The following is a 24,019-nucleotide window of genomic DNA, read 5'->3' on the forward strand; positions in this document are numbered from 1 at the left end:
ACCGCGGACGCAGGGTGGAAGGCTCCTCTAAGTATCCTGGAGCCTTCCACCCTGCAGCCTGAGCACGCGGTGGCCTACTGTCCTGGCATAGGCGAGATCATGCGTGACGATCAGGACTGCAGCTCCGCGGAGGGTGACCGTGTCAAGGGCTGTTTGCAGGCGGGCAAGGCCGTGGCGGTCCAATCCCACCGTTGGTTCGTCCAGGGCGATGACAGCGGGCTGCCGGGCAAGCACCGTGGCCAGGGCCAGAAGGCGCTGGCCTGAAGCCGGCAGATCGTGGGGATGGGCGGAGGCAACATGTGCCAGGCCAACGTCCTCCAACGCCTGGACGGCATGCGCCTCCGCTTCAGCACCAAACAGGCGGTCAAGCCCAAAACCGACTTCCCGCACCAGGGTCCGTTCGAACAGTTGGTCCCGCGGATGCTGGAAGAGCAGGCCGACATCCGCGGCGATGGCCCCGGTTGATTTTCCCCGGATGGGAAGTCCTGCCACCAACACTTCCCCGTGCTCAGGGCGTAGCAGCCCGTTGACGTGGCGCAGCAACGTGGATTTTCCCGCTCCGTTAGGACCCGTAATAGCCACAGTCTGGCCGGGTTCTACCTCGAGGTCCACCTCCGTCAGAACGGCACGCTGCGCCCCTTGCCCGGCAGGCAGGGAATACGTGACGTTCCGGAAACTCAGGCTGGACTCTCCGGTTCCGGCTCCCGAGGAAACCTTGTTCGAGGCCGCGGCGCTCCCGGATACCGGTTCCGGGGCGGTCGCTTCAGGACGGTAACGTCCGTGGCGCACTGCCTCCGACGGCACCACTACGCCCGACTCGGCCAGGCCCCTGCTGAGCAGCACGTCAGCCGGCGTCCCCTGGGCGGTCACCGTACCGCCGTCGAGCACCATGCAGTGTGTTGCCTGGCTGAAAAGGAGGCCCGCCACTTGTCCGAGATGGACGACGGCGGCCCCCCGGGCAACCAGCCCCGCGATGAGGTCCCGAATCAGTTCGGCGCCCTCGCCATCCAAGGAGGACAAGGGATCATCCAGGATGAGGACGGCCGGGTCGGTGACCACACAGCAGGCGATGGCGAGGCGCCGCAGCTCGCCTCCCGAAAGGCTCCCCGGGTCCCTGTCGAGCAAGGGGGAAAGACCTGTTTTCGAGGCCACGTCAGCTACCCGACGGTGCATGCTGTCGCGATTCATGCCGCGGTTTTCCAGCCCGAATGCGAGTTCCTCCGCCACTGTGGAGCGGATCCCGGAAAGCATGGCAGCGGCGTCCTGGGACACATAGCCCACGTGCCTGGACCAGGCTGCCGGACTGATCCTGGGATCGTCCTCGGTACCGGCGAAGTCAAGGCGTTGGGCGCCGTTGGGGACGCCGTCACCGCTCAGCGACAACCGTCCCCTCAGCTGACCATCAGCGCTTCGGAGCCAGCCTGCAAGCAGCCTGCCGAGCGTTGATTTGCCGCTGCCGGCCCCGCCCAGCACACACGCCAGCGTTCCAGGCTGCACCGCGAGGCCTACGCCGTGCACCGCCGGTGCTGTCTCCCCATGGAAACTGAAACTTTCGATGTATGCGTCAAGAACCGGCGTCGTCATGCGTTTCCTGCCGACAGCGAAGGAAGAACCGGCACACCAAACCAGGAAGCACACAGCCTCAGGATCACCGCCGCCGCAGCCAGCCCCAGAACTGCACGGCGGAATGTGCGCTGCCCCCGTGAATCGGCCACCTCACGATACGTGCTGCGGGGGCCCGGAGAACTGAATCCACGCGCATCCAAGGCGTGGGCCCGTTCGGCTGCCTCCTGGATGAGTGCCAGGACCAACGGAACCATCTGCAAACGTGCAGCGGCCACGCGCTGCAGCAGGCTGCCGCCCAGGACCAGCCCACGGGCTTCCTGGGCCTGCCGGATCCTGCTCAACTGATCCGTGATGGCAGGAGCCAGTGTGAGAGTGGAAGCCAGAACGTAGCCGAACTGCGGCGGGATCCTGCGGGTGGTCATCATTGCTACAAGATCAGCAACGTTAACCACGAATGAAAACAGCAGCAGCACCAGAACGCAGGCAGTGGTGCGCGTTCCCATCTCAAGGGCGAAGGCAAGCCCCTCGACTGTGATGCGGGCCGGCCCCCATCCCGCCAGGACGATGCGGCCCTCCGGAAAAAACAGTCCGTGCAGCACCAGCAGGGAAAACCAGAGCGGCAAGAGGATGACAGCGGAGGCAGCGAGGACCCGGCGCATAACCCCGGCACCCGTGCCTGCAGCGAGCACAGCCGCCGCTACGGCAACGGACACGGGCCAGTTCGAGGCAGCCATCGTGAGGGCGATGGCAGCGCCGGAAGCGGCGAGGGTGGTGAGCGGATTGAGGCGGGAAAGCACGGGCTAGGAAGCGGCTGCCGGGTCCTTGCCTGCGAGGACGTTGAAGCGCCGCACAAACGGGAAGCGGAAAGTGGCCCGGCGCGGAAGTGCGTACACCAGCAGGGCGGCGATCGCGAACACAATGGCTTTATCCATCGGGTCAGAGATCAGGGCCTGCTTGGTGATCGCCGCGAGGAGGGTGTCCCCCATGGCGCGGAAAGCGCTGACAATGGCGCCTGTCCCGGCTCCGGAAGTGCCGCCGAAAACAAAGGCCGCAATGGGAGCCGAGACCACTCCGGCGATGATGCCGGTGGCGAACCCTGCAACCGGAGCCAGGTAGAAGCGGCGGAACAAACCGTAACGGGCCGCCATGCCGGCCAGGAAACCAATGAGGGCCGCTCCTGCGGCGAACGGCAGGACGGTCGGGTTGAAGAACGACCATACGATGCTGCTCAGGGCCCCCGTGGCAGCTCCGGCCGCTGGTCCCGCCAGGACGGCTATCAGTACGGTGCCGATTGCGTCGAAGTAGAAAGGCAGGCCCGTGGTGCCCATGATCTGGCCCAAGGCAATGTTCAGGACCAGCGCAACCGGGATGAGGACCAGCGTGGATGTGGGCAGGGTCGGGAGCACGCCCAGGATCAGGAGAATCGCACCGAGAAGGAAACCGCCCAAGGCCACGAGGGTGGAGGCGCTCCCCACACCGTTGGTGATATCCGCCGGCTGGGCAAGGACCAGGAAAATAAAGGTGGCCGCGATGGAAGCGGCACCCAGAAGCTCAAGCAGGCGGCGTTTTTTGTCCGCCGCCGCGCCAGGAGCGGGAAGAGTGAGGGACTGCTGCGACATGGTGGTTCCTTTGGCTGGGGCCGTACGCAGGGATTTCCCGGTACTGGCAGGGCACAACGATCCGCCTATGTCACCTCGGCGCGGGTACCATGATACCGGCTGGCCGCCAGCCGGCCCACGGAATTAATCAGCTCATCGAAGCACTGCTCGGGGTTGTTGGCTGAAACAATGCGGGCGTTCGGCGGCTGGCCCCAGATGCCCCTGAAATCCGCCACCGTGGTGCCCATCAGCAACGGGGAATCAGTTTCAACATGAACGGTGGCCAGCCTGGTGCTGAACTCTGTCCGTCCAACCGCCACCGCTGCGGCGAAAGCATCGTGCATGTGGGAGATGAAACCCTGGTCATAGAGGCGGTGGAACTCCATATAGAAGCGGATGGCGTCTGACAAGCACGCCACAAGTGGATTGGCTGACTTGCTGCGTTGGCCCTCCGGCTGCTCCGGCAGTACCAGTTCCGGCTCATGCACCCCGGCGGCTTCCCCCAAACGCCGGACGTGCTCGGGGCGCATCTCAATCCGTTCGGTGGACTCGAGGGCGCAGACTATCGGCAGCTTGTCCTGGGCAACGCCCCGGTAGGCAGCGAAGACCTCCTTGGCCGCCTGCGGGTCCACCGAGACGTTCCATTCGGCGGTGGGCGTGGTGTTTCCCTGATAGTTGAAGCATCCGCCCATGATCACCAGGCCTTTGAGCAGGCGGGGCAGCTCCGGCTCGCGGCGCAGGGCCAGCGCAAAGTTTGTCAGCGGTCCGGTGATAAGGCCGGTGATCTCGCCAGGATGGGCGCGCACCTCCTCAACCCAGATATCCACAGCGTGCCGTTCAGAGATCTTCCGGTGTGGAGCAGGCAGCACAGCGTAGCCCATCCCCTGCGGGCCGTGAGTCTCTTCGGTGGTGCGGAGCGGGATCTCCAAGGGAACCTCCGCGCCGATGGCAACCTCGATGTCCGCGGCCCCGCAAAGTTCGAGCAGTGCGAGGTTGTTTAAGGCCACCTGGCGGGCCCCGACGTTTCCGGCGGTGCAGGTGATGGCCCGGATGTGGACTTCAGGACGGGACAGCAGGTAAACGAGTGCCAATGCGTCATCGATGCCGGTGTCAACGTCCACCAGGAGTTGCTGCATCAGAAGAGGGCGACCTTCGGCGTGAGCGGGAAAATATCGTCCAGTTCAGCGCGTTCCCCGTCTGTGGGGACCCAGGCCACAGCTGCGGCGTTCTCGCGGACCTGTTCAGGCCGGGTGGCACCCGCGATCACGCTTGCCACGCGCGGCTGCGCCGCCAACCATGAGAACGCAACCTGGACTTCTGTGAGGTTTCGTTCCGCGGCAAACATGCTGAATCTGCTGAGCTGGTCCCAGTCCGCCTCGTGAACCAGGTGGGTCCGGGTATGGCTCAGGCGTGAACCCTCCGGCGCGTTGCCAGGACTGTACTTTCCGGTGAGGAGGCCGTTGGCCAGGGGGAAATAGGGCAGCACGCCGAGGCCCAGGGCCTTCGCGGACGGGATGACCTCGAGCTCGGCTCTCCGGTCCAGCAGGTTGTAGTGGTTCTGGGTGGAGATGAAGCGCGCTCCGCCCAGGCTCCGTGCCACGTATTCGGCCTGGGCAATCTGCCAGCCGGCCATGTTGGAGTGGCCGATGTACCGCACCTTGCCGCTTGTGACGAGGTGGTCCAAGGCAGCAAGGGTCTCTTCAATGGGCGTGAGCGGATCCGGGGTGTGGTACTGGTAGAGGTCGATCCAGTCCGTCCCGAGCCTGCGGAGGGAAGCCTCTGCCGCCTGGATGATGTAACGGCGCGAGCCCCGGGCACCGAAGTCGTTGCCGTTGGCGCCCCGCATGTCCAGACCGAATTTGGTGGCGACTATGGCGTCGTTCCGCCGGCCGGCCAGGGCTTTGCCCAACATCGTCTCGCTGAGGCCGGGATCCCGACCATAGACGTCCGCGACATCGAAAAGGGTGATCCCGGCGTCGAGCGCGGCATGAACGACGGCGTCTGTTGCCTCTTGGGATTCGGTCAGGGTGTTTGCCCGGCCCAGATTATTGCAGCCAAGCCCCACGACGGAGACAGTGAGTCCGGAGGTTCCAAGCCGGCGATATTGAGTCATGAATTCACCCTATAACGCCTGCACGGACGCCCGCCCAAGGTATGGCTACGGGTGTTCAGCCCGTTTGGCGGGAAGGGAACGTCAGTCCGTGCTCATCCATTGCGTCTTCCAGTTGGGCCATAGTCTTGACGCCCATCCCGTGCAGTTTTGTCAGGTCCGTATGACCGAACTGCACTACCTGCTCCAGGGTTACCACTCCCGCGTGGGCGAGGGCCCTTCGTGCCGGGGCACCGATGCCCTGAGGCAGTGGTGTGTGGCCTGGTTGGATGGATTTTGGCGTCATAACAGATCCCTTCCAGTGGTTTGATACCCCCTATTAGAGGGTAAAGCCCGAAGCCGGTTTGGGCGAGTGCTTGAGCCTGAAAGCTTCCGGATCGGTGAAGGGGGCCGCCCCGATGCTGAGCTTGGTGAAGTCCAGGTCTTCCCCGCGAATGCATACTTTGATGGCATTTACGGCTTTGTTGACATCGGGACACAGGCAGAAAATATTAAGCTTCGAGTCCCCGAATTCTGACCGGTCAACAATGCCGAGCCCCCTCCAGGCCAGGTGGCTGATGAGCGCGTCCTTGGCCTTCTCCTCGAGATACCGGTCCCGGTCGGTGCCATCCTTGGTCTTGAGGGCATATTGTGCCACCACCCAGAACTGCTCCTCGTCGGGGATTTCTGCGTACCCGTCCTCTGCGCATTGAGCGGCGAAGGCTGCCATAAGCCCCTCTGCTGCCTCGGCGTCGGCGACGTCGGTCTCTTCGGTTTTGCTCTGGTGGCCAACCACGCCGTAGTTCATGACCAGCTGGCTGTAGTCTTCATCGAACCAGGCCTCCCTGAAATTCAGGATTCCCTCGTCGTCGCGCTTGTAAACCCGGATGATTCCGCTCATGCCCGTCCCTTCGTGAACCAATCGACGTCGGTGCCGTCGAAGGGTGCCTGCTGTGCCTTGACGGCCTGATAGAGGTGGTCCGCATCGCTCTGGAGGGATTCCACCAGATAGGCCGGGTAATTCATGGCCAGGCGGTGCTCGGCAAATTCGTCTTCATCGTCGATATATACGCCGCGGTTAGTTGTGCGCACGACGTCCAGGTCCATGTCGATCACATGGAACTCGGTGACGCCAGGCCTGATGGTGCTCCATTCATGGGCGACGGCCAGGTCAACGTACACCCGGACCCCGTTGGGGTGGGCGTCATCGTAGAACGTGGCCACCCAGTCGCCAGAGCGGGGAATGAGCAGCACAGCATCGGACTCTGCGTAAAAGGCAGCTCCCGGTCGCGAGCAGAATTGGTTGGTTGCCTGAAAGATCCACCAACCGTGGATGTCCTCGCCAAGGTAGGTGCCAGGGACCACCCAGTGGGCTTTACCGTTCCATTTCCTGTTCCGTGCCACCACGAGCTGACCGGGCTGAAGGCCTGCAGGGATACGGGTTGTGCCTTGATGCTGCCGGATCTCGCCTTCTCCCCATGCCCCGGGATACTTGAGCCTGTCCTCTTCCCTCACAGTTTCGGCAGGCTGCCGGTAGTGGGGTGTTCCTGGCCGGGAAGGGGCCGGGCGAAAGGCACTTTGGTCCCCAGGACCTGGGCCACGACGTCGTGCGTTATCTGCTGGGCAGTCAATCCCACGCGCGTCAGGACCTGGCTCCGTGAGCCGTGATCCAGGAACTCTACAGGCAAGCCAACCTCGTTCAGGGCGGTGTCCACTCCGGCTGCACGCATCTCCTGCCGGATCCGCGAGCCGACACCGCCGGCACGGACGCCGTCCTCGATGCAGATCACCAGGCGGTGCCGGGCCGCCAAGGCGACGATGGACCGGCGTACGGGAAGCACCCAGCGGGGATCCACAACGGTGGAGCTGATGCCTTGGGCACCGAGGCGGTTGGAGACATCGAGCGCAAGTTCGGACATGGCGCCGACGCTGACAATCAGGACGTCGTTCTCGGTGGAGCCGGACGGGCGGCGGGCCAGGATATCCACGCCGTCGCTAAGCCGCTCGATGGCCTCTACCTCTGCACCAACACTGCCCTTCGAGTATCGAACCACGGTTGGTGCGTCGTTGATGGCCACGGCCTCCCGGAGCTCCTCCCGGAGCCGGGTGGCGTCCCTGGGGGCAGCCAAGTGGAGCCCCGGAACGATCTGCACCATGGCCATGTCCCACATGCCGTGATGGCTGGCGCCGTCTGGTCCCGTGACGCCGGCGCGGTCCAACACAATGGTGACGCCTGCCTTGTGCAGTGCAACGTCCATCAGGAGCTGATCGAAGGCACGGTTGAGGAAGGTGGCGTAGACCGCCACAACAGGGTGAAGCCCGCCGAAGGCCATTCCGGCAGCAGACGTCAGCGCGTGTTGTTCAGCGATGCCGACGTCGAACACCCGCTCCGGGTGCCGCTCGGCGAACTTGTGCAGCCCGACGGGGATGAGCATGGCGCCGGTGATGCCGACGATGTCCGGCCTCTCATCGGCGATGTCAGCGATCTCATCGGCAAATACGGAAGTCCAGGATTTCGCTCCGACTGGATCCGTAGGCTCCCCTGTCTCGGGGTCGATGATCCCGACCGCATGGAACTGGTCAGCCTCGTGCGCGCGGGCGGGCGCGTAGCCGTGGCCCTTCTCGGTCATGGCGTGCACAATGACCGGTCCGCCGTAGTGCTTGGCGGTCGAGAGGGCGTGCTCCATGGCCTGCAGGTTGTGGCCGTCAACAGGGCCGATGTACTTCATGCCGAGGTCTTCAAACATTCCCTGCGGGGCCCACCAGTCCTTGACGCCCTTCTTCATGGCGTGCAGGCTCCGGTACGTGAACTGGCCCACCGTGCCGCCGTTCTGCAGCCTCTTCTTCCACCAGTCCATGGCGCCTTCGTAGGCGGGCGCAGCGCGGAACGAATCGATGGTGGGACGCAACGAGGCGAGGTAGTCTGCGAAGCCGCCTACGGTAGCCGCGTAGGAGCGACCGTTGTCATTGACAACGATCACCACGCGGCGGCGCTTATCGGCGGCTATGTTGTTGATGGCTTCCCACGCCATGCCGCCGGTGAGGGCGCCGTCGCCCACTACCGCGACGACGTAACGGTCGCCTTGGCCTGTCAATTGCCGGGCGCGGGAAATCCCGTCGGCCCAGGACAGGGAGGAAGATGCGTGGGAGCTTTCGACAATGTCGTGCTCGGATTCAGCGCGGTCCGGGTAGCCGGAGAGGCCGCCCTCCTGGCGCAGTGTGGTGAAATCCTGGCGTCCGGTCAGCAGCTTGTGGACATAGGACTGGTGTCCCGTATCAAAAACAATGCTGTCGCGGGGAGAGTCGAAAATCCGGTGCACGGCAATGGTGAGCTCCACGACCCCCAGATTCGGACCCAGGTGGCCGCCGGTCTGTGAGACGCTGCCGATCAGGAAACTCCTGACTTCTGACGCCAGTTGTTCCAACTGTTCGTCGGAGAACTTACTCAGGTCCTGCGGATCCCGGATGGTGTCCAAAATTCCCAACGGCCCCTCCTTCGGATGATAGACATGCCGTTTAACTCTACCGCCTTGGACCCAAGCGCCGTGCCGCTGCAGCCGAAGGCCCCGGCGGTCTTGGACCGGCCGGGGCCTTCGGTGGTGGCTCTACACTCTCTCTGTTCTCCCCACATAGCGGAGCTCAGTTTGGTGCAGTCACCTGGTACAGCTCAAAGCGTGCTGATCAGTTCGCGGAGATCTGGCGCAGCACGTACTGCAGGATGCCACCGTTGCGGTAGTAGTCCGCTTCACCCGGGGTATCGATGCGGAGCACAGCGTCGAAGGACTTCACTGAACCGTCTTCGGCGGTGGCTGTAACCTTCAGCGTCTTGGGCGTGGTGCCTTCGTTGAGGGCTGTCACACCTTCAACCGCGAAGACCTCCGTGCCCGTCAGGCCCAGCGTCGCCGCTGACTCCCCTGCCGGGTACTGCAGCGGCAGGACGCCCATTCCGATGAGGTTGGAGCGGTGAATGCGCTCGTAGCTCTCGGCGATGACTGCCTTGACACCCAGCAACGCGGTGCCCTTGGCTGCCCAGTCACGCGAGGAACCTGAACCGTATTCCTTGCCTGCCAGGACCACCAGCGCGGTGCCGGCTGCCTGGTAGTTCTGCGCGGCGTCGTAGACGTAGGCCTGCGGGCCATCAGCCTGCGTGAAGTCGCGGGTGAAGCCACCCTCAACACCGGCGCCGTCGTTGAAGCCGGCAAGCAGCTGGTTCTTGATGCGGATGTTGGCGAACGTACCGCGGATCATGACTTCGTGGTTGCCTCGGCGTGAGCCGTAGGAGTTGAAGTCCTTGCGCTCAACACCGTTGGCCAGCAGGTACTGTCCCGCCGGGGTGTCCGACTTGAACGAACCGGCCGGGGAGATGTGGTCGGTGGTGACAGAGTCGCCCAGCTTCAGCAGCACACGCGCGCCGGCGATGTCAGTCACGGGCTCCGGCTGTGCCTTCATGCCCTCAAAGTACGGGGGCTTCCGGACATACGTGGAGTTCGGGTCCCAAGCGAAGGTATCGCCGGCAGGGGTGTCGAGAGCCTTCCAGCGCTCGTCGCCGTCGAAAACACCCTCATAGCCGCGGGCGAACATGTCCTTGTCGATGGAGGAATCGATGACCTGCTGGACCTCGACCGGGTTCGGCCAGATGTCCTTCAGGAACACATCGTTGCCGGCTTCGTCCTTGCCCAGGGAGTCGGTGTCGAAGTCGAAGTCCATGGTGCCGGCCAGGGCGTAGGCGATGACCAGCGGCGGTGAGGCCAGGTAGTTCATCTTGACGTCCGGGTTGATGCGGCCTTCGAAGTTGCGGTTACCGGAAAGCACCGCGGTGACCGACAGGTCGTTGGCCTGGATGGCCTCGGAGATCTCGGCGTCCAGCGGGCCCGAGTTGCCGATGCAGGTAGCACAGCCATAGCCCACGATGTAGAAGCCAAGCTTCTCCAGGTATGGTGTCAGACCGGACTTTTCGTAGTAGTCGGTGACAACCTTGGAACCCGGGGCAACGGAGGTCTTGACCCACGGCTTGGCTACGAGGCCCTTTTCGACGGCGTTGCGCGCCAGCAGTGCGGCGGCAAGCATCACTGAGGGGTTGGACGTGTTGGTGCAGGACGTGATCGAGGCAATGGAAACCGCGCCGTGGTCCAGTTCAAACTCGCGGCCGTCTTCAGTTACCACGTGCACCGGGCTGGACGGGCGTCCGTGGGAGCCGTTGGCGGCGGAGATAACACGGCTGGTCTCGGTGGTGTGCGAGTCAGCGTGCGTGAAGGATGGGGCATCCGATGCCGGGAAAGATTCGTCCAAGGACTCGTCCACGCTGCCGTCTTCGATGGCGACGTAATTGTGGATGTCCTTGCGGAACTGTTCCTTGGCATCGGTCAGCTCAATACGGTCCTGGGGACGCTTCGGACCCGAGATCGAGGGAACTACGGTGGACAGGTCCAGCTCAAGGTACTCCGAGAAGCGGATTTCCTTGGAAGGGTTGTGCCAGAGGCCCTGTTCCTTCGCATAGGACTCCACAAGCGCCACGTTCTCGTCCGAGCGGCCGGTGAGGCGCAGGTAGTCGAGTGTGACGTCGTCGATCGGGAACATTGCGGCGGTCGAGCCGAATTCAGGGCTCATGTTTCCGATGGTGGCGCGGTTGGCCAGGGGCACCGCGGCAACACCTTCGCCGTAGAACTCCACGAACTTGCCGACAACGCCGTGCTTGCGCAGCTGTTCGGTGATGGTCAGCACGACGTCCGTGGCGGTGGCACCGGCGGGAATGGAGCCCGTCAGCTTGAAGCCCACAACCCGCGGGATCAGCATGGAGACAGGCTGGCCGAGCATGGCTGCTTCAGCTTCAATGCCGCCAACGCCCCAGCCCAGTACGCCCAGGCCGTTGACCATGGTGGTGTGCGAGTCAGTACCGACGCAGGTGTCGGGGTATGCACGAAGAACGCCGCCGACTTCGCGGGTCATTATGGTGCGTGCAAGGTACTCGATGTTGACCTGGTGGACGATGCCGGTGCCCGGCGGAACCACCTTGAAGTCATCAAACGCAGTCTGGCCCCAGCGGAGGAATTGGTACCGCTCGCCGTTGCGCTGGTACTCGATCTCCATGTTGCGCTCAAGGGCGCCGGAGTTGCCGAACGCGTCAATCTGTACGGAGTGGTCAATGACCATTTCCGCGGGAGCAAGCGGGTTGACCCTCTTCGGGTCACCGCCCAGCTCCTTGACGGCCTCGCGCATGGTGGCGAGGTCGACTACGCAGGGCACACCGGTGAAGTCCTGCATAATGACTCGGGCCGGTGTGAATTGGATCTCTGTATCGGGCTGGGCGTCAGGATCCCAACCAGCCAAGGCACGGACGTGATCGGCAGTGATGTTCGCGCCGTCCTCGGTCCTCAACAGGTTCTCTAGCAATACCTTGAGGCTGAACGGAAGGTTTTCTGCACCTTCAACGGAGTTCAACCGGAAAATTTCATATTCGGTTCCGGCTACATTAAGTTTGCCTTTTGAACCGAAACTGTCCACTGTGCTCATCGCAGGACTCCTCTCGCAACAGTTTCATCTTTGTCGCGCGGTAGACCGCTTGCTAGTTAGGTCCTCCTAATTACTGCTAATTAGTCAAGGACTTACGAATTGCAGGAGGTCAGCCGTGATTACGGCTCGCGACGCGGGACTACTACGCTCATCCTAGTGGCATCATCCCCGGGGAGTCAGCAACGCCGCAGTCTCCAAGTGATGGGTATGGGGGTAAAGGTCAAAGGCCCGTAGCTCCTGCAGGACCCAGCCCCTGTCCTGGAAGTAACCGAGATCACGTGCAAAGGACGCCGGGTCACACGACACGTAGGCGATGGCCCGCGGAGCTGCCTCGACCAGCTGGCCCACAACGGCCTTGCCTGCGCCCGCACGGGGCGGGTCCAGAACCAGTGCGTCGAAGTTCCGTGGCTTGTGCCGGAGCACGCGTTCCACCTTCCCCTGGACGATCTCCACCTGGGGAGCACCGTGCAGGTTCTTCCTCGCATCCCGGCTGGTGCCGGCGGCGCCTTCGACCGAAAGCACTGAGCCCGTTGTGCCCACGATGTCCGCCAGCGCGGCCGTAAAGAGCCCGGCACCGGCATAAAGGTCAGCAACGACAGCCCCTGCGTCGAGGAACCCGCCGTCGTGAAGGAAGCCGGTCACCGCTCCCACAAGCGTTTCAGGTGCATCCCTGTGGATCTGCCAGAACCCGTCTCCAGTCACGCGGAATTCATGGCCGACGGCGGTTTCCTGCACCCAGGTGCGGCCCCTCAGCTGCTTGAGATCGCCAGTAACGGGATCAACAGACGCTACCGAGACGTCGTCGGGGAGTTGCGCAATGATCGCGCTGATCCGTTTTGCTTTGGTTCCCGGGGCGGGCGCCAACAGCACGAGACGCCGTGATCCATTGGCCGGGGCGGCTACCTCCACCCGCTCTATGCCCTGCAGATCGATGTCCCAGAGGTTGAGCGAGGTGATGCCCTCGACGGCCAACGGCATGTCCTGGATGGGGATCACCTGGTCGGAGCGGTGGGCATGCATGCCGAGCTTGCCCCCGGCGGTGACGGCGAAGCTCGCGCGCGTTCGCCAGGCGAGGCCGGGGATACCGGTGTGGGAAGCGGCGGTGGCTTGGGCAGCAGCGGCACCTACCGGCTCGACCTCGGTGACAAGCTCGATGCCGGCGAGCCTCTTGAGCTGTTCGCCGAGCACATCACTTTTGAGCCGCCGCTGGCGTTCCAGCGACACATGACCGAACTCAGCCCCGCCTACCGGAGGATGTCCGTGCGGCCAGGACCGCAGTGAATCTGCCACATGCCAGAAGTGCGGAACGCGGTCAGGGGACCGCTCAAGGACCTCGACGACGTCGGCCCGCCAAAACTTGGAGGACTCCCCCGCGTCGGTCAGCCGGATCCGGACCTTTTCGCCGGGGATTCCGTGCCGGACGAACACCACGCGGCCTTCATGCCGGGCGACGCAATGGCCCCCGTGAGCCACGGATCCGACGTCGACGACGAGGTCCGCAGGGGTGCGGGTCTGGGTAGCGTGACTCATTGGATATCCTGCAGTTTCTTGGCTTCCTCGGATGATTTCAGCTGCCAGGGGACGCTGGCAACCATGACTCCCGGCTCAAAGTGCAACCGGGTCTTGATGCGGAGGGCAGTCTGGTTATGGACCAGCTGTTCCCACCATTTACCTACGACATACTCCGGGATGTAGACGACAATGAGGTCGCGGGGTGAATCGCGCCGCATGTTCTTGATGTATTCCATTATCGGGGTGACCGTTTCCCTGTACGGGCTGGCCAGCACCGTCAAAGGGACGGGAATCTCGAGTTTTTGCCAGTCCGCCAGTGTCTGAGCTGTCTCTTCCGGGCTGATGTCAACAGTGACGGCATCCAGGCGCGAGGGGCGGGAGGCACGGGCATAGGCCAAGGCGCGCAATACGGGTTTACGCACGTGTGACACCAGCAGTACGGCGTGAACACGGGTCGGCAGCGCACGGGGCGAGGAATCTTCGTCAACCGCGAGTTCCTTTGCCACATTGTCGTAATGCGCCCGGATGCTCCACATGATGAGGAAGAGCACGAACATGGCCAGGAGCGCAATCCATGCCCCCTGCTCGAATTTGGTGATCAGCACGATCGTCAGTACGAGAGCCGTCATGCCGAAGCCGATGGTGTTGATGGTCCGGGACTTGATCATCCGCCTGCGGACAGCCTTGTCCCGCACAAGCTTCAGCTCCCGCCCCCAGTGCCTGATCATTCCGAGCTGGCTCATGGTGAACGAGATGAAAACACCAACGATGTAGAGCTGGATGAGCTTGGTGACGTCGGCGTTGAACGCCAGAATCAGGACCAGCGCCCCTGCGGCCAAGGCGAGGACGCCGTTACTGAATGCGAGGCGGTCTCCTCGCGTCCGCAGCTGACGGGGCAGGTATCCGTCCTGGGCAAGGATCGAGCCAAGAACCGGGAACCCGTTGAAGGCTGTGTTCGAGGCGAAAACGAGAATCACTCCGGTGGCAGCCACGACGATGTAAAAGAAGATGGACCCGTCGCCGAAGATGGTCTCGGCAATCTGTCCGATGGCAGGTGTCTGGATATAGCCAGCCGGCGGTGCCTTGCCATCCACCAGGAACTCGGTGGCCGGATCAAGGACGATGTGCACCTTGGTTGCGTTGGCCAGGTAGATGATGCCGGCGAGCATGGCGGAAGCGATGACGCCTAGAAGCAGGAGCGTCGTGGCGGCGTTCTTGCTCTTGGGCTTCTGGAAGTTCGGTACACCGTTGCTGATGGCCTCAACACCCGTCAGGGCAGCGGCCCCGGAGGAGAAGGCGCGCAACAGCAGGAAAGCGCCGGCCAGGCCGACAAGGCCCTCGTCGAATCCCTCTTCCGGGATGATGGTGAAGTTGGCCGAGGGCGCTTCGCCGAGCTGGCCGGTGGCCGCCTGGAAGAGGCCGACGGCGGTCATGCCCAGGATGGAGGCCATGAAGATGTAGGTTGGCACCGCGAAAACCGTACCGGCCTCCTTGATCCCGCGGAGATTCACCAGCGCCAGGATAACGACGCCGATCGAGGCCAGCATCGCCTGCTGCCCATGCAGGGAAGGCACCGCCGTGGCCAGGTAGGCGGCCGCCGAAGACATCGAGACGGCAACTGTCAGAACATAGTCCACCAGAAGTGCCGAGGCCACCGTCAGGCCGGCATACTTGCCAAGATTTACGTTGGCAATTTCGTAGTCACCGCCACCGGACGGATACGCGTGGACGTTTTGCCGGTAGGAGGCCACCACGGTAAGCAGGACCACCATGACGGCAAGTCCCACCCAAGGCGAGAATGCGACGGCGCTGACGCCCGCCAGCGCGAGGGTCAGGAGTATCTCGTCCGGGGCATACGCCACTGAGGACAATGCGTCAGAGGCAAAAATGGGAAGAGCGATCCGCTTTGGCAGCAGGGTGTGGGCCAGCCGGTCATTCCGGACGGGCCTCCCCACCAGCACCCTCTTGACGGCGTTCAGAATTGTCAGCACCAGACAAAGCTAGTCGGATTCGGGCGTGATGTCATGACGGCCAACACCCAACGACGGATATGACCCGGCTCCCCGCCCCGCCCCTGCTGACCGGCACTGCCCCCGCTGCCGGTAGAGTCGTACCGGCAGCAGGATCAGCATTGAGGAGGAACCGGTGGCCCACTTCGTCATTATGGGTTGCGGACGTGTAGGGGCGACGCTCGCGCACACGCTGGAAGATGCCGGCCATTCAGTGGCCATCATTGACCAGGACGACCGCGCCTTCCGCCGCCTTCGCAGTGGCTTTTCCGGACGGAAAGTCACCGGAGTAGGGTTCGACCGGGAGACCCTCAAGCAGGCTGGCGTCGCTGATGCCTACGCGTTTGCGGCCGTTTCCAGCGGTGACAACTCCAACATCCTTGCCACCCGGGTAGCCAGGGAAACGTTCCATGTTCCCCATGTTGTTGCCAGGATCTACGATCCCGGGCGGGCCGAAATCTACCAGCGGCTTGGAATCCCCACTGTTGCAGCAGTCCGCTGGAGCGCGGACCAGGTCTTGCGGCGCATACTCCCTGAACAGCACCTGGCAGGAGATTTCCGCGAGCCCTCCGGCAGGCTCGTACTGGCAGAGATCGAACTGGACCCTGCATGGGTCGGACACTCCCTGACCCAGATCGAAAGGGCAGCCGACATCAGGATTGCGTATCTGACCAGGTTCGGCGAGGGCGTTCTCCCCACGCCCGCGATGTCCTACCAGGACGGTGACACTGTCCACGCCATGCTCCGGGTGGAGCGCAGTGCCGAAGTGGCGCATCTCCTTGCCAAAGCACCTCTGAAGGAGTCCTGAGTGAAAGTCGTTATTGTCGGAGCGGGAAGCGTTGGTTCCTCGATCGCCCGCGAGCTCCTGGCCCACAAGCACGAAATCCTGCTTCTTGACCTGAAGCCGGAAGTGATCGGCCGAAGCGGGTTACGGGGAGCGCACTGGCTTGTTGGCGATGCCTGCGAGCTGAGCACTCTTCAGGATGCAAGGCTGGAAGATGCCGACGTCGTGGTCTCGGCCACCGGAGATGACAAGGTCAACCTGGTGGTATCACTGCTGGCAAAAACTGAATTTGGTGTCGGGCGCACTGTTGGCAGGGTCAACAACCCCAAAAACGACTGGATGTTCAATGATTCCTGGGGAGTCGACGTTGCAGTGAACACCCCGCAACTCATGACCGCGCTGGTGGAGGAAGCGGTGGAGATCGGGGACCTTGTCCGGCTCCTCACCCTGCAGACAGGTGTGTCGTCCCTCGTCGAATTCACCGTGCCGCACGACTCGTATGCCATCGGGCTGACCGTTGGCGACATTGATTGGCCTGAAGACTCAACACTGGTAGCTATCTTGCGTGACCAGGCACCCATCACGCCCACCCGTGATGACGTCATTGATGGCGGCGACGAACTGTTCTTCGTCACCACCATCGCTGCCGAGGATGAACTGCGTGCCTTGTTGTCTCCGGAGTCAGCCCAGGACCAGGAGGAAGGTCCAGCAGAGTTTTCCGCTGGCGCTGATCGGGCTGCCGAGGTTGGTCAGGCTCCCGAGGACGACGGCTTCGACGGCTGAGCGCTCTCCGCCTCAGGCAAGGGGACGGGCTTTGTAATCAGCCACGCCACCCAGATGCCGAGGATGTAGAGGGGCGCGCCCATAATAAGGCGCATCGTGGCCAGTGCCGCGAGGCCCTCGTCGCCCATGAAATACAGCGGAACCTGAACCAGGAGGCGAAGCGCGAGGACGGCGACAATCACCCAGGTGCCCAGGGAGTAAGCCCGGACGCGTACCGGGTCCTTGCGCCAATCAAGCCCTTCGTTGCGGATGAATCCAAAGAGCAGTCCGGCCACCGGCCACTTAACAGCAATGGAAATGATCATGGCAACGATGTAGGCGGCGTTTGTGAAGAAGCCCGGGACGTAGAAGTCCTCAGCCTTCCCCGTGGTGTTGGCCAGCCACGCTGAAATGGCAACGCCCACAATCCCCGCGAAGGCCTGGGTCAAAGGCCGCCTCTGGATCAGCCTGGCAACGGTGAAGAGGGCAGCTGCTGACAGGGCAGCTACGAGGGAAACCGTCAGATTGGCAGTGACGGTAAAAGTCACAAGGAAAACGAGGCCGGGAAGGATGCTTTCGGCAATCCCCTGGGCCCCACCAGCCGTTTTGAGGACGTTGATGCGCCCGTCGCTGTGACGGTGGAGTCCGGCCTTTGCGGCATAGCCCTCTGCAAGGGCCGCCACTGTTGGTTTTGGTGAGGGGCCTTCCGGATCGCGTGCAGGGTCGCCTGAAACCGGCGTGAGCACAGTCGGATCCTGAGACGGCTCCTGTTGCGGCTTTGGCGCCGGACTGGGCGTTTCGGACTCGGTCATTCGTGCTCCTGGCGGGAAAGTATTTCATAGCGGGGGTTGAACATGGTGGGAAGACCGTCCCGGAGGGTCAGCATCCCCTGAAGCTGCAGTTCTACGCCGGCAGCAATGCCGGGGACCCGGCGTCGGCCGAGCCAAGTGACGCGCAACCTGGCGGGAACTGCAGAAGTACCCCCCTTGACCTTGCTTGCAGTGGTATGGCGGTCCCGGACCACTGCAGTAAAGGAGGCGACATCGGAAGCGGGAACAAAGGTCACCGATTCGATGAAGCCGTGGCACACGACTCTTCCCCTCTCCGGCAGTTCACTCACTGACAGAACGGGCCCTTCCGGTGCCTGCACGCGATCAACCAATCTGCGTAATCTCGGGTCCGCGTTCAGGCTTCTGGAATTCAGGGGCGCCTTGTGGCGTGGTGGTGGCATCCTTGGGCAGGCGCAATTGCAGGAGATCCCGCGGCGGCATCGGGTTGTCACCGCGAACGACGACGATCTGCCGGAAAAGCCCTTCAAGGGGCGCTGCGGCTTCACGGTCGACGGCGGCCTCCCCGCCCAGAACTCCCCGCAGGAACCAGCGGGGACCATCCACACCGATGAACCGCGCCACCCGGTATCCACGGCTGCCGTCGGCCTGACCGGCAGGAAGTTTGGCAACAAGCTCCGTCCCGAAGCCGCCCTGCACCTCCTCCACCTGACCGCCCTGCCCGCTGACGGACTGGCCGATCTGTTCGCGGATCTCATCCCACAGTCCTTCGGACCGCGGAGCCGCGAATGCCTGGAGCTGCAGGCTTGACCCTTGAAGGTCCATGGTGACGGCAACTACCCGCTGCGTGGCCTCTTCCACCTCCAGCCGAAGCTGAAGCCCTTCCGTTGGGGCAATGAGGAGGGCCCCGAGGTCAACGTAGCCGTCCCGGTTCTCAATCTCGGAGGCATCGAAAGGGCCGCTGGCGCGTCGGACGGTTGACTCCTCGTCGCCCTCGGACGATCCGTCGTCGGTTTCCGGCCACTCTGCGGACTCTGCCGCCTGTTCCTTCTTGGCTTTCCTGCCACGCCCAAAAACCATGGGGTTGTCTCCTTAGTTGTTCTTGTCCCACATGGGGAGGACGCCTGTCCGTGCCCCTAAGAGCCGGTTACGGTGCCGACGCCCGGCTTCTTTGAAACCTGCTGCCGGGTGGGGATTAGACCGGGGATTGACCGAATCCACCGGTTGAGCCGAACCCGCCGCTGCCGCGGACAGAATCACTGAGTTCCCCCACAGCAACGAAGTCCGCATACTCCACGCGCTGGATGACCATCTGTGCAATTCTATCGCCGCGACTCAGTTCAATGGCGTGTTCGCGATCGGTATTCAGAAGCGTCACGGAGATTTCGCCCCGGTAACCGGCGTCGACGGTTCCGGGGGCATTGACAATGGTCAGGCCGTGCTTTGTGGCGAGACCCGAGCGGGGATGAATGAGGGCGACGTAACCCTCAGGCAGGGCAATGGACACTCCGGTAGGAACGAGGCGGCGCTCACCCGGGGCCAGCACCACGTCCTCACGCGAGCGGAGATCGGCGCCAGCGTCTCCGGGGTGGGCGTACGACGGAGCTTCCAGTCCGTCGTCGAGCATTTTCAGCTGCACCGTCAAAGTCCTCTTACCGGTGGAAGAGGAAGAGGCCACCGGCGCATCTTCGGGCACTGTCCGCACCGCTGCTAGTTCATCAGTCACAGTCACTCACTCTATCGCCCACCCCGGAAATCGGCCTAGCCGCCTCCCTGGGCACGAAGGACGGGCAAAGATGAATTAGCCTGCGAAAAGTGGAAAGCTTGGCACATGCCGGAATCCAATGCAGGTTCGCCTGCCCCCAACAGCACTCCCAGCGCCACTGTACTTTTCCGCGAAAAGCTTTGGCCCACTTTCTGGATCTGGCTGATTGCGGTGGGACTGGCGGGTGCCGGCATCCTCGTGTTTGCTCCTATCAGCCTGGCTGCCGGATTCACGGCGGCCGCCGTGCTGTTCGTGATCATGGCGGTTCTGCTGATGACGTCGACGCCGACCATTACAGTCACCCCTGAAACCCTTCAGGTGGGCCGGGCAACAATTGAACGACGGTTCGTTGGGGACGCAACAGCCTTCCGTGGCAAAGAGGCAACGGCGGAACGCGGCGTACGTCTGAACGGCCTCGCCTACCTCTGCATCCGGGGCTGGGTGGACCCGGTGGTGCGGGTCGAAATCACCGATCCCTCGGACCGGACCCCTTACTGGCTTGCATCCACCAGGCATCCCGAAGAACTGCTTGCAGCACTTCGCGAATAACTTGCTGGCCTAGCCTTCGCATTCCATACAGAATTTCATTCCGTCCTTCTCCCGGGCCACCTGGGATCGGTGCCGGACGAGGAAACAGGACGCACAGGTGAACTCGTCTGCCTGAGGAGGCAGGACACGAACCAGGAGCTCTTCCCCGGAAAGGTCCGCACCGGGGAGTTCATAGCCCTCGGCAATATCAGATTCGTCCTCGTCCACCACGGCGGTTGGCTTGTCCGTACGCCGTGACTTCAGTTCTTCAAGGGAATCTTCGCTGAGGTCTTCTTCCGTCTTCCGTGGCGCATCGTAGTCTGTCGCCATGATTTGTTTGCTCACACTCCGCAATGGTTCGGTTGGATCCCCGGCCGCAGGGGAACCTGTGGCCGGTTCACCGATGTAAACGCTGCGCCATCGGATTTTGTGCCCGATTTCCGCGCTATTTTTCCCTAAGAGGAAACGGAAAGCCAGAGCCCCCGCCGCTCCTTTTTTCCCGACGCCGGCCAGGGGCGGAAAGTCGCGGAATATCGCGGCGCGCCCTCCGTCCTAACAGCAATTGGTGCTGCCGAGTGGCAGAGTTTCGATTGTTAGTAATGCCAGGGTGGAGGATTTGTATGCAGGATCTACGGCTTGTAGGCGTCCACGACGACGGAGAGCATCTCCTGTTGAGCGGCACCGGCGGCGAGATGTTCCGGCTGCCGATCGATGAAGCACTCCGTGTCGCGGCCAGCCGCAATTCCGCGAATGCAGCAGCGCGCGCAGCGACTGCGCCCATTGCCATGTCTCCACGCGACATCCAGGCCAAAATCAGGAGCGGTTCAACAGCCGCCGAAGTTGCTGACTTGTCCGGAATACCCCTTGCAAAAGTGCAACGGTATGAGGGCCCGGTGCTTGCTGAACGCGAATACGTCGCCCAGCAGGCCCGCAAGATCGAAGTTGCAGCTCCAGCTCCCGGTCACGACATCTATCGCTCAGCCTTCGGGGACAACCCGGCTTCCCTCGGCGAAATGGTCGCCCACCGCTTGACCGCCTATGGAGTTGAGCCTTCCACTGTCGAATGGGATTCCTGGCGCAGGCCGGACGGAACATGGACGGTTGTCGCCAGGTTCGAGGCAAGAACGGGCGGTCCGTCGAACATCGGCGAGGAGCCCCCCGCGATGTGGACATTCAGTCCAAGCAGGAAGTCCCTGCAGAATGCGAACCGCTGGGCGCAGCAACTGAGCGAACTGGAGCCGCTGGACGGACCGCTTCCTACCCGCAGGCTCACCGCCGTCTCAGACCGGCCCTTCGATTTTGAAACCGATGCCGGTGCGGCCCGGAATGCTTCGGGAAAGCACGGGAAGGATTCCGACGGGCTGCTCGACATGTTGCGTTCCCGTCGGGGACAACGACTCGGCGTTGACGAAGACAGCGACGACGCCTTGGCGCTCCTGCTGACCAACGGGGTTCCGGCCGCGCACCCGAGGCCTTCGGAAGTGGTGGCTGAACCGGATGCCGAACCCGAGGCCGCAGGGCCCGACGTCGATGAGGATGCAGCCGCGCCGGCAGCACGTTCAGATCTCCACGACCGTAAACGCGATGGCAGGGTGTCCATGCTGTCGCGCCTCAGCCTCGCCCCCCGACCCCAGGGCGATGATGAAGATTCGTTGAAACTGCAGAACGGCGTCAGCACGGACACACGTGAGATCACTATCATTCCTGCGCCCCGCCGTCCCGGCAGTCCCGGAAACCCGGGCAGCACGGGCGGGGCCGGCAGTGCAGGAAACGCCGGCAGCGCAACTAAGAGTGGCGGTCCGGGTTTGAGTGATGCCCCGTCACGCCCCGGAATTGAATCCGGCGGAGATGGATCACGTGATCCGTCTCCGGCCCAAGGGACAAGAGGTGTCGGCGGCACACAAAGTGTCGGCCTCGACGAGCTGCTGGGCGGACGCGGAGGCCGCCGCTCCGCCAGCGATTCCGGCAGCGCACGGGATCGCGACGGAAACCGGGAACGCGAGGGAATCCGTGAGCGGGACGGGGACCAGCCCGAGCGGCAACCATCAAAACCCAAACGGTCAAGTGTCCCGAGCTGGGATGAGATTGTGTTCGGAACCCGCGGCGATTGAGCGGATCCCGCCAGTTAAAGGCGCTCTGTTCCTAAGATTCTTTGGCAGGCGGCGGGCCTGCTGCATTCCAGACGCAGGCGTCAGTATCAAACGGCAGAAGCTGGTCATGTTGGGCCAGGACATTGGCCCCGTGGGCAGTAACCCGGCGCATATAGTGCCTGCGGCAAAGTGTTTCGTACCCCACCACCGGGAGCAGGTGTGAGTCTGTACTTGCGGTTGCGCCGCCGCCTGTGCCCCGATCGACGTCGCCCACCACTACCTGCTCGCCTTCAACGACCATCACGCCGTCAACAGTGCGGGCATTCTGGGTGGCCCGCCGCCCGCACCAGCACAGTGCCTCTACCTGGAGGACCTGGACCCGGTCGGCAAGCTCAATGAGACGCTGGGAGCCGGGAAACAGCCGCGTACGAAAATCAGCGGTGATCCCGAACGCGAAAACGTCGAGCTCCATCTCATCCACAACACGGGCCAGCTGTTCCACCTGCAAGGGCGAATAGAACTGGGCCTCGTCACAGATCAGGTAGTCAACGCGGCCGCCTTTAGTGCGTCGCCGCACCACCTCGTCCCAGAAATCTGTGGAATCAAGAACCTCCACAGCGTCTGTTTCAAGTCCCAAACGGCTCGATATACGGGAGACGCCAGCACGGTCATTGCGGCTGAATCTGACCCCGTCCCGGCCACGCGCACGGTGGTTGTAGTCCATCTGCAAGGCGAGCGTCGATTTACCACAGTCCATGGTTCCCGAGAAAAAGACGAGTTCAGCCACGCCTGCCCTTTCTGCCTTCAGCCTGGAAGCACAGCAGAGGAACTTCACGTTCGGCCTTAGTCAGCGAGCCGTGCTGGCCCACTACCTCCAGGGCCGTGGGCCGTACCCTGCGGGTGTCGTAGAGCGCCAGGGCGTCCCTGGCGGCGATCATAACGTCACCGATCCTGGGAACGACCTGTTCGCGTACCCTGCCGAAGAGTCCCGAGGCGATGGCTTCGTCGCGGGTGAAAGCCCAGATGCGTTCTCCAAACCTGGAGCGCCAGGCCGCGAGCAACCGGTCCTGCCCCAGCTGCCCGAGATCCGGCTCGAGGTAAAGATGGAGCATCCGGGGCTCACCGGCTGTATGCCGCACCCCCGCAATAAGGGCGGGATCTGCGGAATAGTCGAGCCGTTGGGACTCGGGAACATCCAGCATCCCGTGATCTGCAGTGAGGAGCATGGTGGTGCCCGCCGGAAGCGTGGAGCTGAGCCTGCGGACAGTGGCATCCAGTTCTTCCAGCTGATGTTCCCACTGCGCAGACTGGCAGCCGTGCCTGTGCCCTGCCTTGTCGAGTTCGTTGACATAGAAGTACATGAGGGCGCGGTCCGTACTTTCCATCGCTTCCGCGGCGGCCTCTGTCCTTGCATGCGCGGTGATTCCTGAAACGTGGCGGCCACCGCGCAGGGCAGCCTGGGTCATGGGCGAGCTGGTGAACTGGGGAAGGCTGACGGTGATCACCTCCAGGTGCTCAGCCACCCGCTCCAGCACTGTCGGGAAAGGCTGCCACGTCTGCGGATCAACCCCGGAGTCCCAGTTCCCGAGCATGTTGACCACTTTGTCCTGGTCAGGATCCAGGATGTCATAGCCCACCATGCCGTGCTGACCCGGCTCAAGCCCTGTCCCAAGGCTGGCAAGGGAAGCAGCGGTGGTGGAGGGGAACGCTGCATCCAGCACAACGGGAACGGAGCCCTGTCCAGCCAGGACGAGGCTGCGCAGGAACGGTGTGTGGGCAAGTTTTTGCTTCAGCAGGCCGCGTCCCAGTCCGTCAGCAACAATGACGCAGATCCGCTGTCCCTGCGGGATGCTAAGACGGTTGTCAAAGCCCTCAACGCCCAGGCTTGCCGCTGCACTCGGAAAGACTTCGGCCACAGAGCGGCTTCCGAAAGCCGGTGGGGATGGAAGGGAGAGAGCGCCGGACGTAACCGGGGGTGCTGTGGCGGGGATTGGACCAGGACTTTGCGCAGGCGCCAT

General features: G+C 63.1%; 23 protein-coding genes. 4 read left to right on the top strand and 19 right to left on the bottom strand.

Annotated elements, in window-relative coordinates:
• Positions 1 to 27: 27 nt before the first annotated feature.
• The 12 genes from MU551_RS12395 to MU551_RS12450 all read right to left on the bottom strand — a co-directional run bounded on the left by MU551_RS12395 (position 28) and on the right by MU551_RS12450 (position 15,266).
• Positions 28 to 1,584 (bottom strand): ABC transporter ATP-binding protein, encoded by a 1,557-nt coding sequence (locus MU551_RS12395; protein WP_247044818.1) that lies wholly within the window; start codon positions 1,582 to 1,584, stop codon positions 28 to 30.
• Complete coding sequence (locus MU551_RS12400) at positions 1,581 to 2,363, bottom strand: energy-coupling factor transporter transmembrane component T (protein WP_247044820.1); 783 nt, start codon at positions 2,361 to 2,363, stop codon at positions 1,581 to 1,583. The genes MU551_RS12395 and MU551_RS12400 overlap by 4 nt, the downstream gene beginning before the upstream one ends.
• Before the next feature lie 3 nt (positions 2,364 to 2,366).
• The gene (locus MU551_RS12405; RefSeq protein WP_247044822.1) at positions 2,367 to 3,185 is read right to left on the bottom strand and encodes an ECF transporter S component; all 819 of its coding nucleotides are present in this window, start codon (positions 3,183 to 3,185) and stop codon (positions 2,367 to 2,369) included.
• A 65-nt stretch (positions 3,186 to 3,250) separates the two neighbouring features.
• Positions 3,251 to 4,300, bottom strand: coding sequence for a nucleoside hydrolase (locus MU551_RS12410; RefSeq protein WP_247044823.1), 1,050 nt, complete (start codon positions 4,298 to 4,300; stop codon positions 3,251 to 3,253).
• On the bottom strand, positions 4,300 to 5,277 hold the full coding sequence (locus tag MU551_RS12415; protein WP_247044829.1) for an aldo/keto reductase: 978 nt from the start codon (positions 5,275 to 5,277) through the stop codon (positions 4,300 to 4,302). Before MU551_RS12415 ends, MU551_RS12410 begins: the two co-directional genes overlap by 1 nt.
• Before the next feature lie 55 nt (positions 5,278 to 5,332).
• Positions 5,333 to 5,560 (bottom strand): helix-hairpin-helix domain-containing protein, encoded by a 228-nt coding sequence (locus MU551_RS12420; RefSeq protein WP_247044842.1) that lies wholly within the window; start codon positions 5,558 to 5,560, stop codon positions 5,333 to 5,335.
• 33 nt (positions 5,561 to 5,593) lie between these two features.
• Entirely contained in the window at positions 5,594 to 6,154 is a 561-nt protein-coding gene (locus tag MU551_RS12425; RefSeq protein ID WP_247044844.1) for a hypothetical protein, read from the bottom strand.
• Positions 6,151 to 6,768, bottom strand: a complete 618-nt coding sequence (locus MU551_RS12430) for a DUF402 domain-containing protein (protein ID WP_247044853.1) — start codon at positions 6,766 to 6,768, stop codon at positions 6,151 to 6,153. The genes MU551_RS12425 and MU551_RS12430 overlap by 4 nt, the downstream gene beginning before the upstream one ends.
• Positions 6,765 to 8,738 (bottom strand): 1-deoxy-D-xylulose-5-phosphate synthase, encoded by a 1,974-nt coding sequence (dxs, locus tag MU551_RS12435; protein WP_247044864.1) that lies wholly within the window; start codon positions 8,736 to 8,738, stop codon positions 6,765 to 6,767. Before dxs ends, MU551_RS12430 begins: the two co-directional genes overlap by 4 nt.
• Positions 8,739 to 8,934: 196 nt before the next feature.
• Entirely contained in the window at positions 8,935 to 11,763 is a 2,829-nt protein-coding gene (gene acnA / locus MU551_RS12440) for an aconitate hydratase AcnA (protein WP_247044866.1), read from the bottom strand.
• Positions 11,764 to 11,925: 162 nt separating this feature from the next.
• On the bottom strand, positions 11,926 to 13,293 hold the full coding sequence (locus MU551_RS12445; RefSeq protein WP_247044868.1) for a class I SAM-dependent RNA methyltransferase: 1,368 nt from the start codon (positions 13,291 to 13,293) through the stop codon (positions 11,926 to 11,928).
• A complete protein-coding gene (locus tag MU551_RS12450) occupies positions 13,290 to 15,266 on the bottom strand; it encodes an APC family permease (protein WP_247044870.1) in 1,977 nt (658 codons plus the stop codon). Before MU551_RS12450 ends, MU551_RS12445 begins: the two co-directional genes overlap by 4 nt.
• A 154-nt stretch (positions 15,267 to 15,420) precedes the next feature.
• On the opposite strand from MU551_RS12450, the gene MU551_RS12455 reads away from it, so the two are divergent.
• Complete coding sequence (locus MU551_RS12455) at positions 15,421 to 16,092, top strand: potassium channel family protein (RefSeq protein WP_247044872.1); 672 nt, start codon at positions 15,421 to 15,423, stop codon at positions 16,090 to 16,092.
• Positions 16,093 to 16,851: a potassium channel family protein gene (locus tag MU551_RS12460; protein WP_247044875.1), complete on the top strand. Its 759-nt coding sequence runs from the start codon at positions 16,093 to 16,095 to the stop codon at positions 16,849 to 16,851.
• Here MU551_RS12460 and MU551_RS12465 read toward each other — a convergent pair.
• The 4 genes from MU551_RS12465 to dut form a co-directional block, all read right to left on the bottom strand.
• Positions 16,818 to 17,642: a DUF3159 domain-containing protein gene (locus tag MU551_RS12465; protein ID WP_247044877.1), complete on the bottom strand. Its 825-nt coding sequence runs from the start codon at positions 17,640 to 17,642 to the stop codon at positions 16,818 to 16,820. The two genes, MU551_RS12460 and MU551_RS12465, sit on opposite strands and share 34 nt — an antisense overlap.
• On the bottom strand, positions 17,639 to 17,950 hold the full coding sequence (locus MU551_RS12470; RefSeq protein WP_247044879.1) for a hypothetical protein: 312 nt from the start codon (positions 17,948 to 17,950) through the stop codon (positions 17,639 to 17,641). Before MU551_RS12470 ends, MU551_RS12465 begins: the two co-directional genes overlap by 4 nt.
• A gap of 34 nt (positions 17,951 to 17,984) precedes the next feature.
• The gene (locus MU551_RS12475) at positions 17,985 to 18,698 is read right to left on the bottom strand and encodes a DUF3710 domain-containing protein (protein WP_247044880.1); all 714 of its coding nucleotides are present in this window, start codon (positions 18,696 to 18,698) and stop codon (positions 17,985 to 17,987) included.
• Between the two features lie 115 nt (positions 18,699 to 18,813).
• Positions 18,814 to 19,344 (bottom strand): dUTP diphosphatase, encoded by a 531-nt coding sequence (dut, locus tag MU551_RS12480; protein WP_247044888.1) that lies wholly within the window; start codon positions 19,342 to 19,344, stop codon positions 18,814 to 18,816.
• Positions 19,345 to 19,449: 105 nt separating this feature from the next.
• Here dut and MU551_RS12485 point away from each other — a divergent pair, with 105 nt between their 5' ends.
• Positions 19,450 to 19,932 (top strand): DUF3093 domain-containing protein, encoded by a 483-nt coding sequence (locus MU551_RS12485; protein WP_247044890.1) that lies wholly within the window; start codon positions 19,450 to 19,452, stop codon positions 19,930 to 19,932.
• Between the two features lie 9 nt (positions 19,933 to 19,941).
• On the opposite strand, the gene MU551_RS12490 is transcribed toward MU551_RS12485, so the two are convergent.
• Complete coding sequence (locus MU551_RS12490) at positions 19,942 to 20,241, bottom strand: DUF4193 domain-containing protein (protein ID WP_247044892.1); 300 nt, start codon at positions 20,239 to 20,241, stop codon at positions 19,942 to 19,944.
• Positions 20,242 to 20,531: 290 nt separating this feature from the next.
• Between MU551_RS12490 and sepH the strand changes: the two genes are divergently transcribed.
• Positions 20,532 to 22,022 (top strand): septation protein SepH, encoded by a 1,491-nt coding sequence (sepH, locus tag MU551_RS12495; protein ID WP_247044907.1) that lies wholly within the window; start codon positions 20,532 to 20,534, stop codon positions 22,020 to 22,022.
• A gap of 31 nt (positions 22,023 to 22,053) precedes the next feature.
• Here the strand turns inward: sepH and MU551_RS12500 are convergent, their stop codons facing one another.
• Both MU551_RS12500 and MU551_RS12505 read right to left on the bottom strand, forming a co-directional pair.
• Positions 22,054 to 22,788, bottom strand: a complete 735-nt coding sequence (locus MU551_RS12500; RefSeq protein WP_247044909.1) for a thymidine kinase — start codon at positions 22,786 to 22,788, stop codon at positions 22,054 to 22,056.
• Positions 22,781 to 24,019 carry an alkaline phosphatase family protein gene (locus MU551_RS12505; protein WP_247044911.1) on the bottom strand — a complete coding sequence of 413 codons (1,239 nt, stop codon included), beginning with the start codon at positions 24,017 to 24,019 and terminating at the stop codon, positions 22,781 to 22,783. Before MU551_RS12505 ends, MU551_RS12500 begins: the two co-directional genes overlap by 8 nt.

It is taken from the genome of Arthrobacter rhizosphaerae, from assembly GCF_023062595.1.
In the GTDB taxonomy this organism is placed as follows: Bacteria; Actinomycetota; Actinomycetes; order Actinomycetales; family Micrococcaceae; genus Arthrobacter; species Arthrobacter rhizosphaerae.

What these genes read in the sequence shown, in the direction of transcription:
- MU551_RS12395 (WP_247044818.1), bottom strand. Translation starts at nt 1,584, where the DNA reads ATGACGACGCCGGTTCTTGACGCATACATCGAAAGTTTCAGTTTCCAT.
- MU551_RS12405 (WP_247044822.1), bottom strand. Translation starts at nt 3,185, where the DNA reads ATGTCGCAGCAGTCCCTCACTCTTCCCGCTCCTGGCGCGGCGGCGGAC.
- MU551_RS12410 (WP_247044823.1), bottom strand. Translation starts at nt 4,300, where the DNA reads ATGCAGCAACTCCTGGTGGACGTTGACACCGGCATCGATGACGCATTG.
- MU551_RS12415 (WP_247044829.1), bottom strand. Translation starts at nt 5,277, where the DNA reads ATGACTCAATATCGCCGGCTTGGAACCTCCGGACTCACTGTCTCCGTC.
- MU551_RS12420 (WP_247044842.1), bottom strand. Translation starts at nt 5,560, where the DNA reads ATGACGCCAAAATCCATCCAACCAGGCCACACACCACTGCCTCAGGGC.
- MU551_RS12425 (WP_247044844.1), bottom strand. Translation starts at nt 6,154, where the DNA reads ATGAGCGGAATCATCCGGGTTTACAAGCGCGACGACGAGGGAATCCTG.
- acnA (WP_247044866.1), bottom strand. Translation starts at nt 11,763, where the DNA reads ATGAGCACAGTGGACAGTTTCGGTTCAAAAGGCAAACTTAATGTAGCC.
- MU551_RS12445 (WP_247044868.1), bottom strand. Translation starts at nt 13,293, where the DNA reads ATGAGTCACGCTACCCAGACCCGCACCCCTGCGGACCTCGTCGTCGAC.
- MU551_RS12465 (WP_247044877.1), bottom strand. Translation starts at nt 17,642, where the DNA reads ATGACCGAGTCCGAAACGCCCAGTCCGGCGCCAAAGCCGCAACAGGAG.
- MU551_RS12475 (WP_247044880.1), bottom strand. Translation starts at nt 18,698, where the DNA reads ATGGTTTTTGGGCGTGGCAGGAAAGCCAAGAAGGAACAGGCGGCAGAG.
- MU551_RS12485 (WP_247044890.1), top strand. Translation starts at nt 19,450, where the DNA reads ATGCCGGAATCCAATGCAGGTTCGCCTGCCCCCAACAGCACTCCCAGC.
- MU551_RS12490 (WP_247044892.1), bottom strand. Translation starts at nt 20,241, where the DNA reads ATGGCGACAGACTACGATGCGCCACGGAAGACGGAAGAAGACCTCAGC.
- sepH (WP_247044907.1), top strand. Translation starts at nt 20,532, where the DNA reads ATGCAGGATCTACGGCTTGTAGGCGTCCACGACGACGGAGAGCATCTC.
- MU551_RS12505 (WP_247044911.1), bottom strand. Translation starts at nt 24,019, where the DNA reads ATGGCGCCTGCGCAAAGTCCTGGTCCAATCCCCGCCACAGCACCCCCG.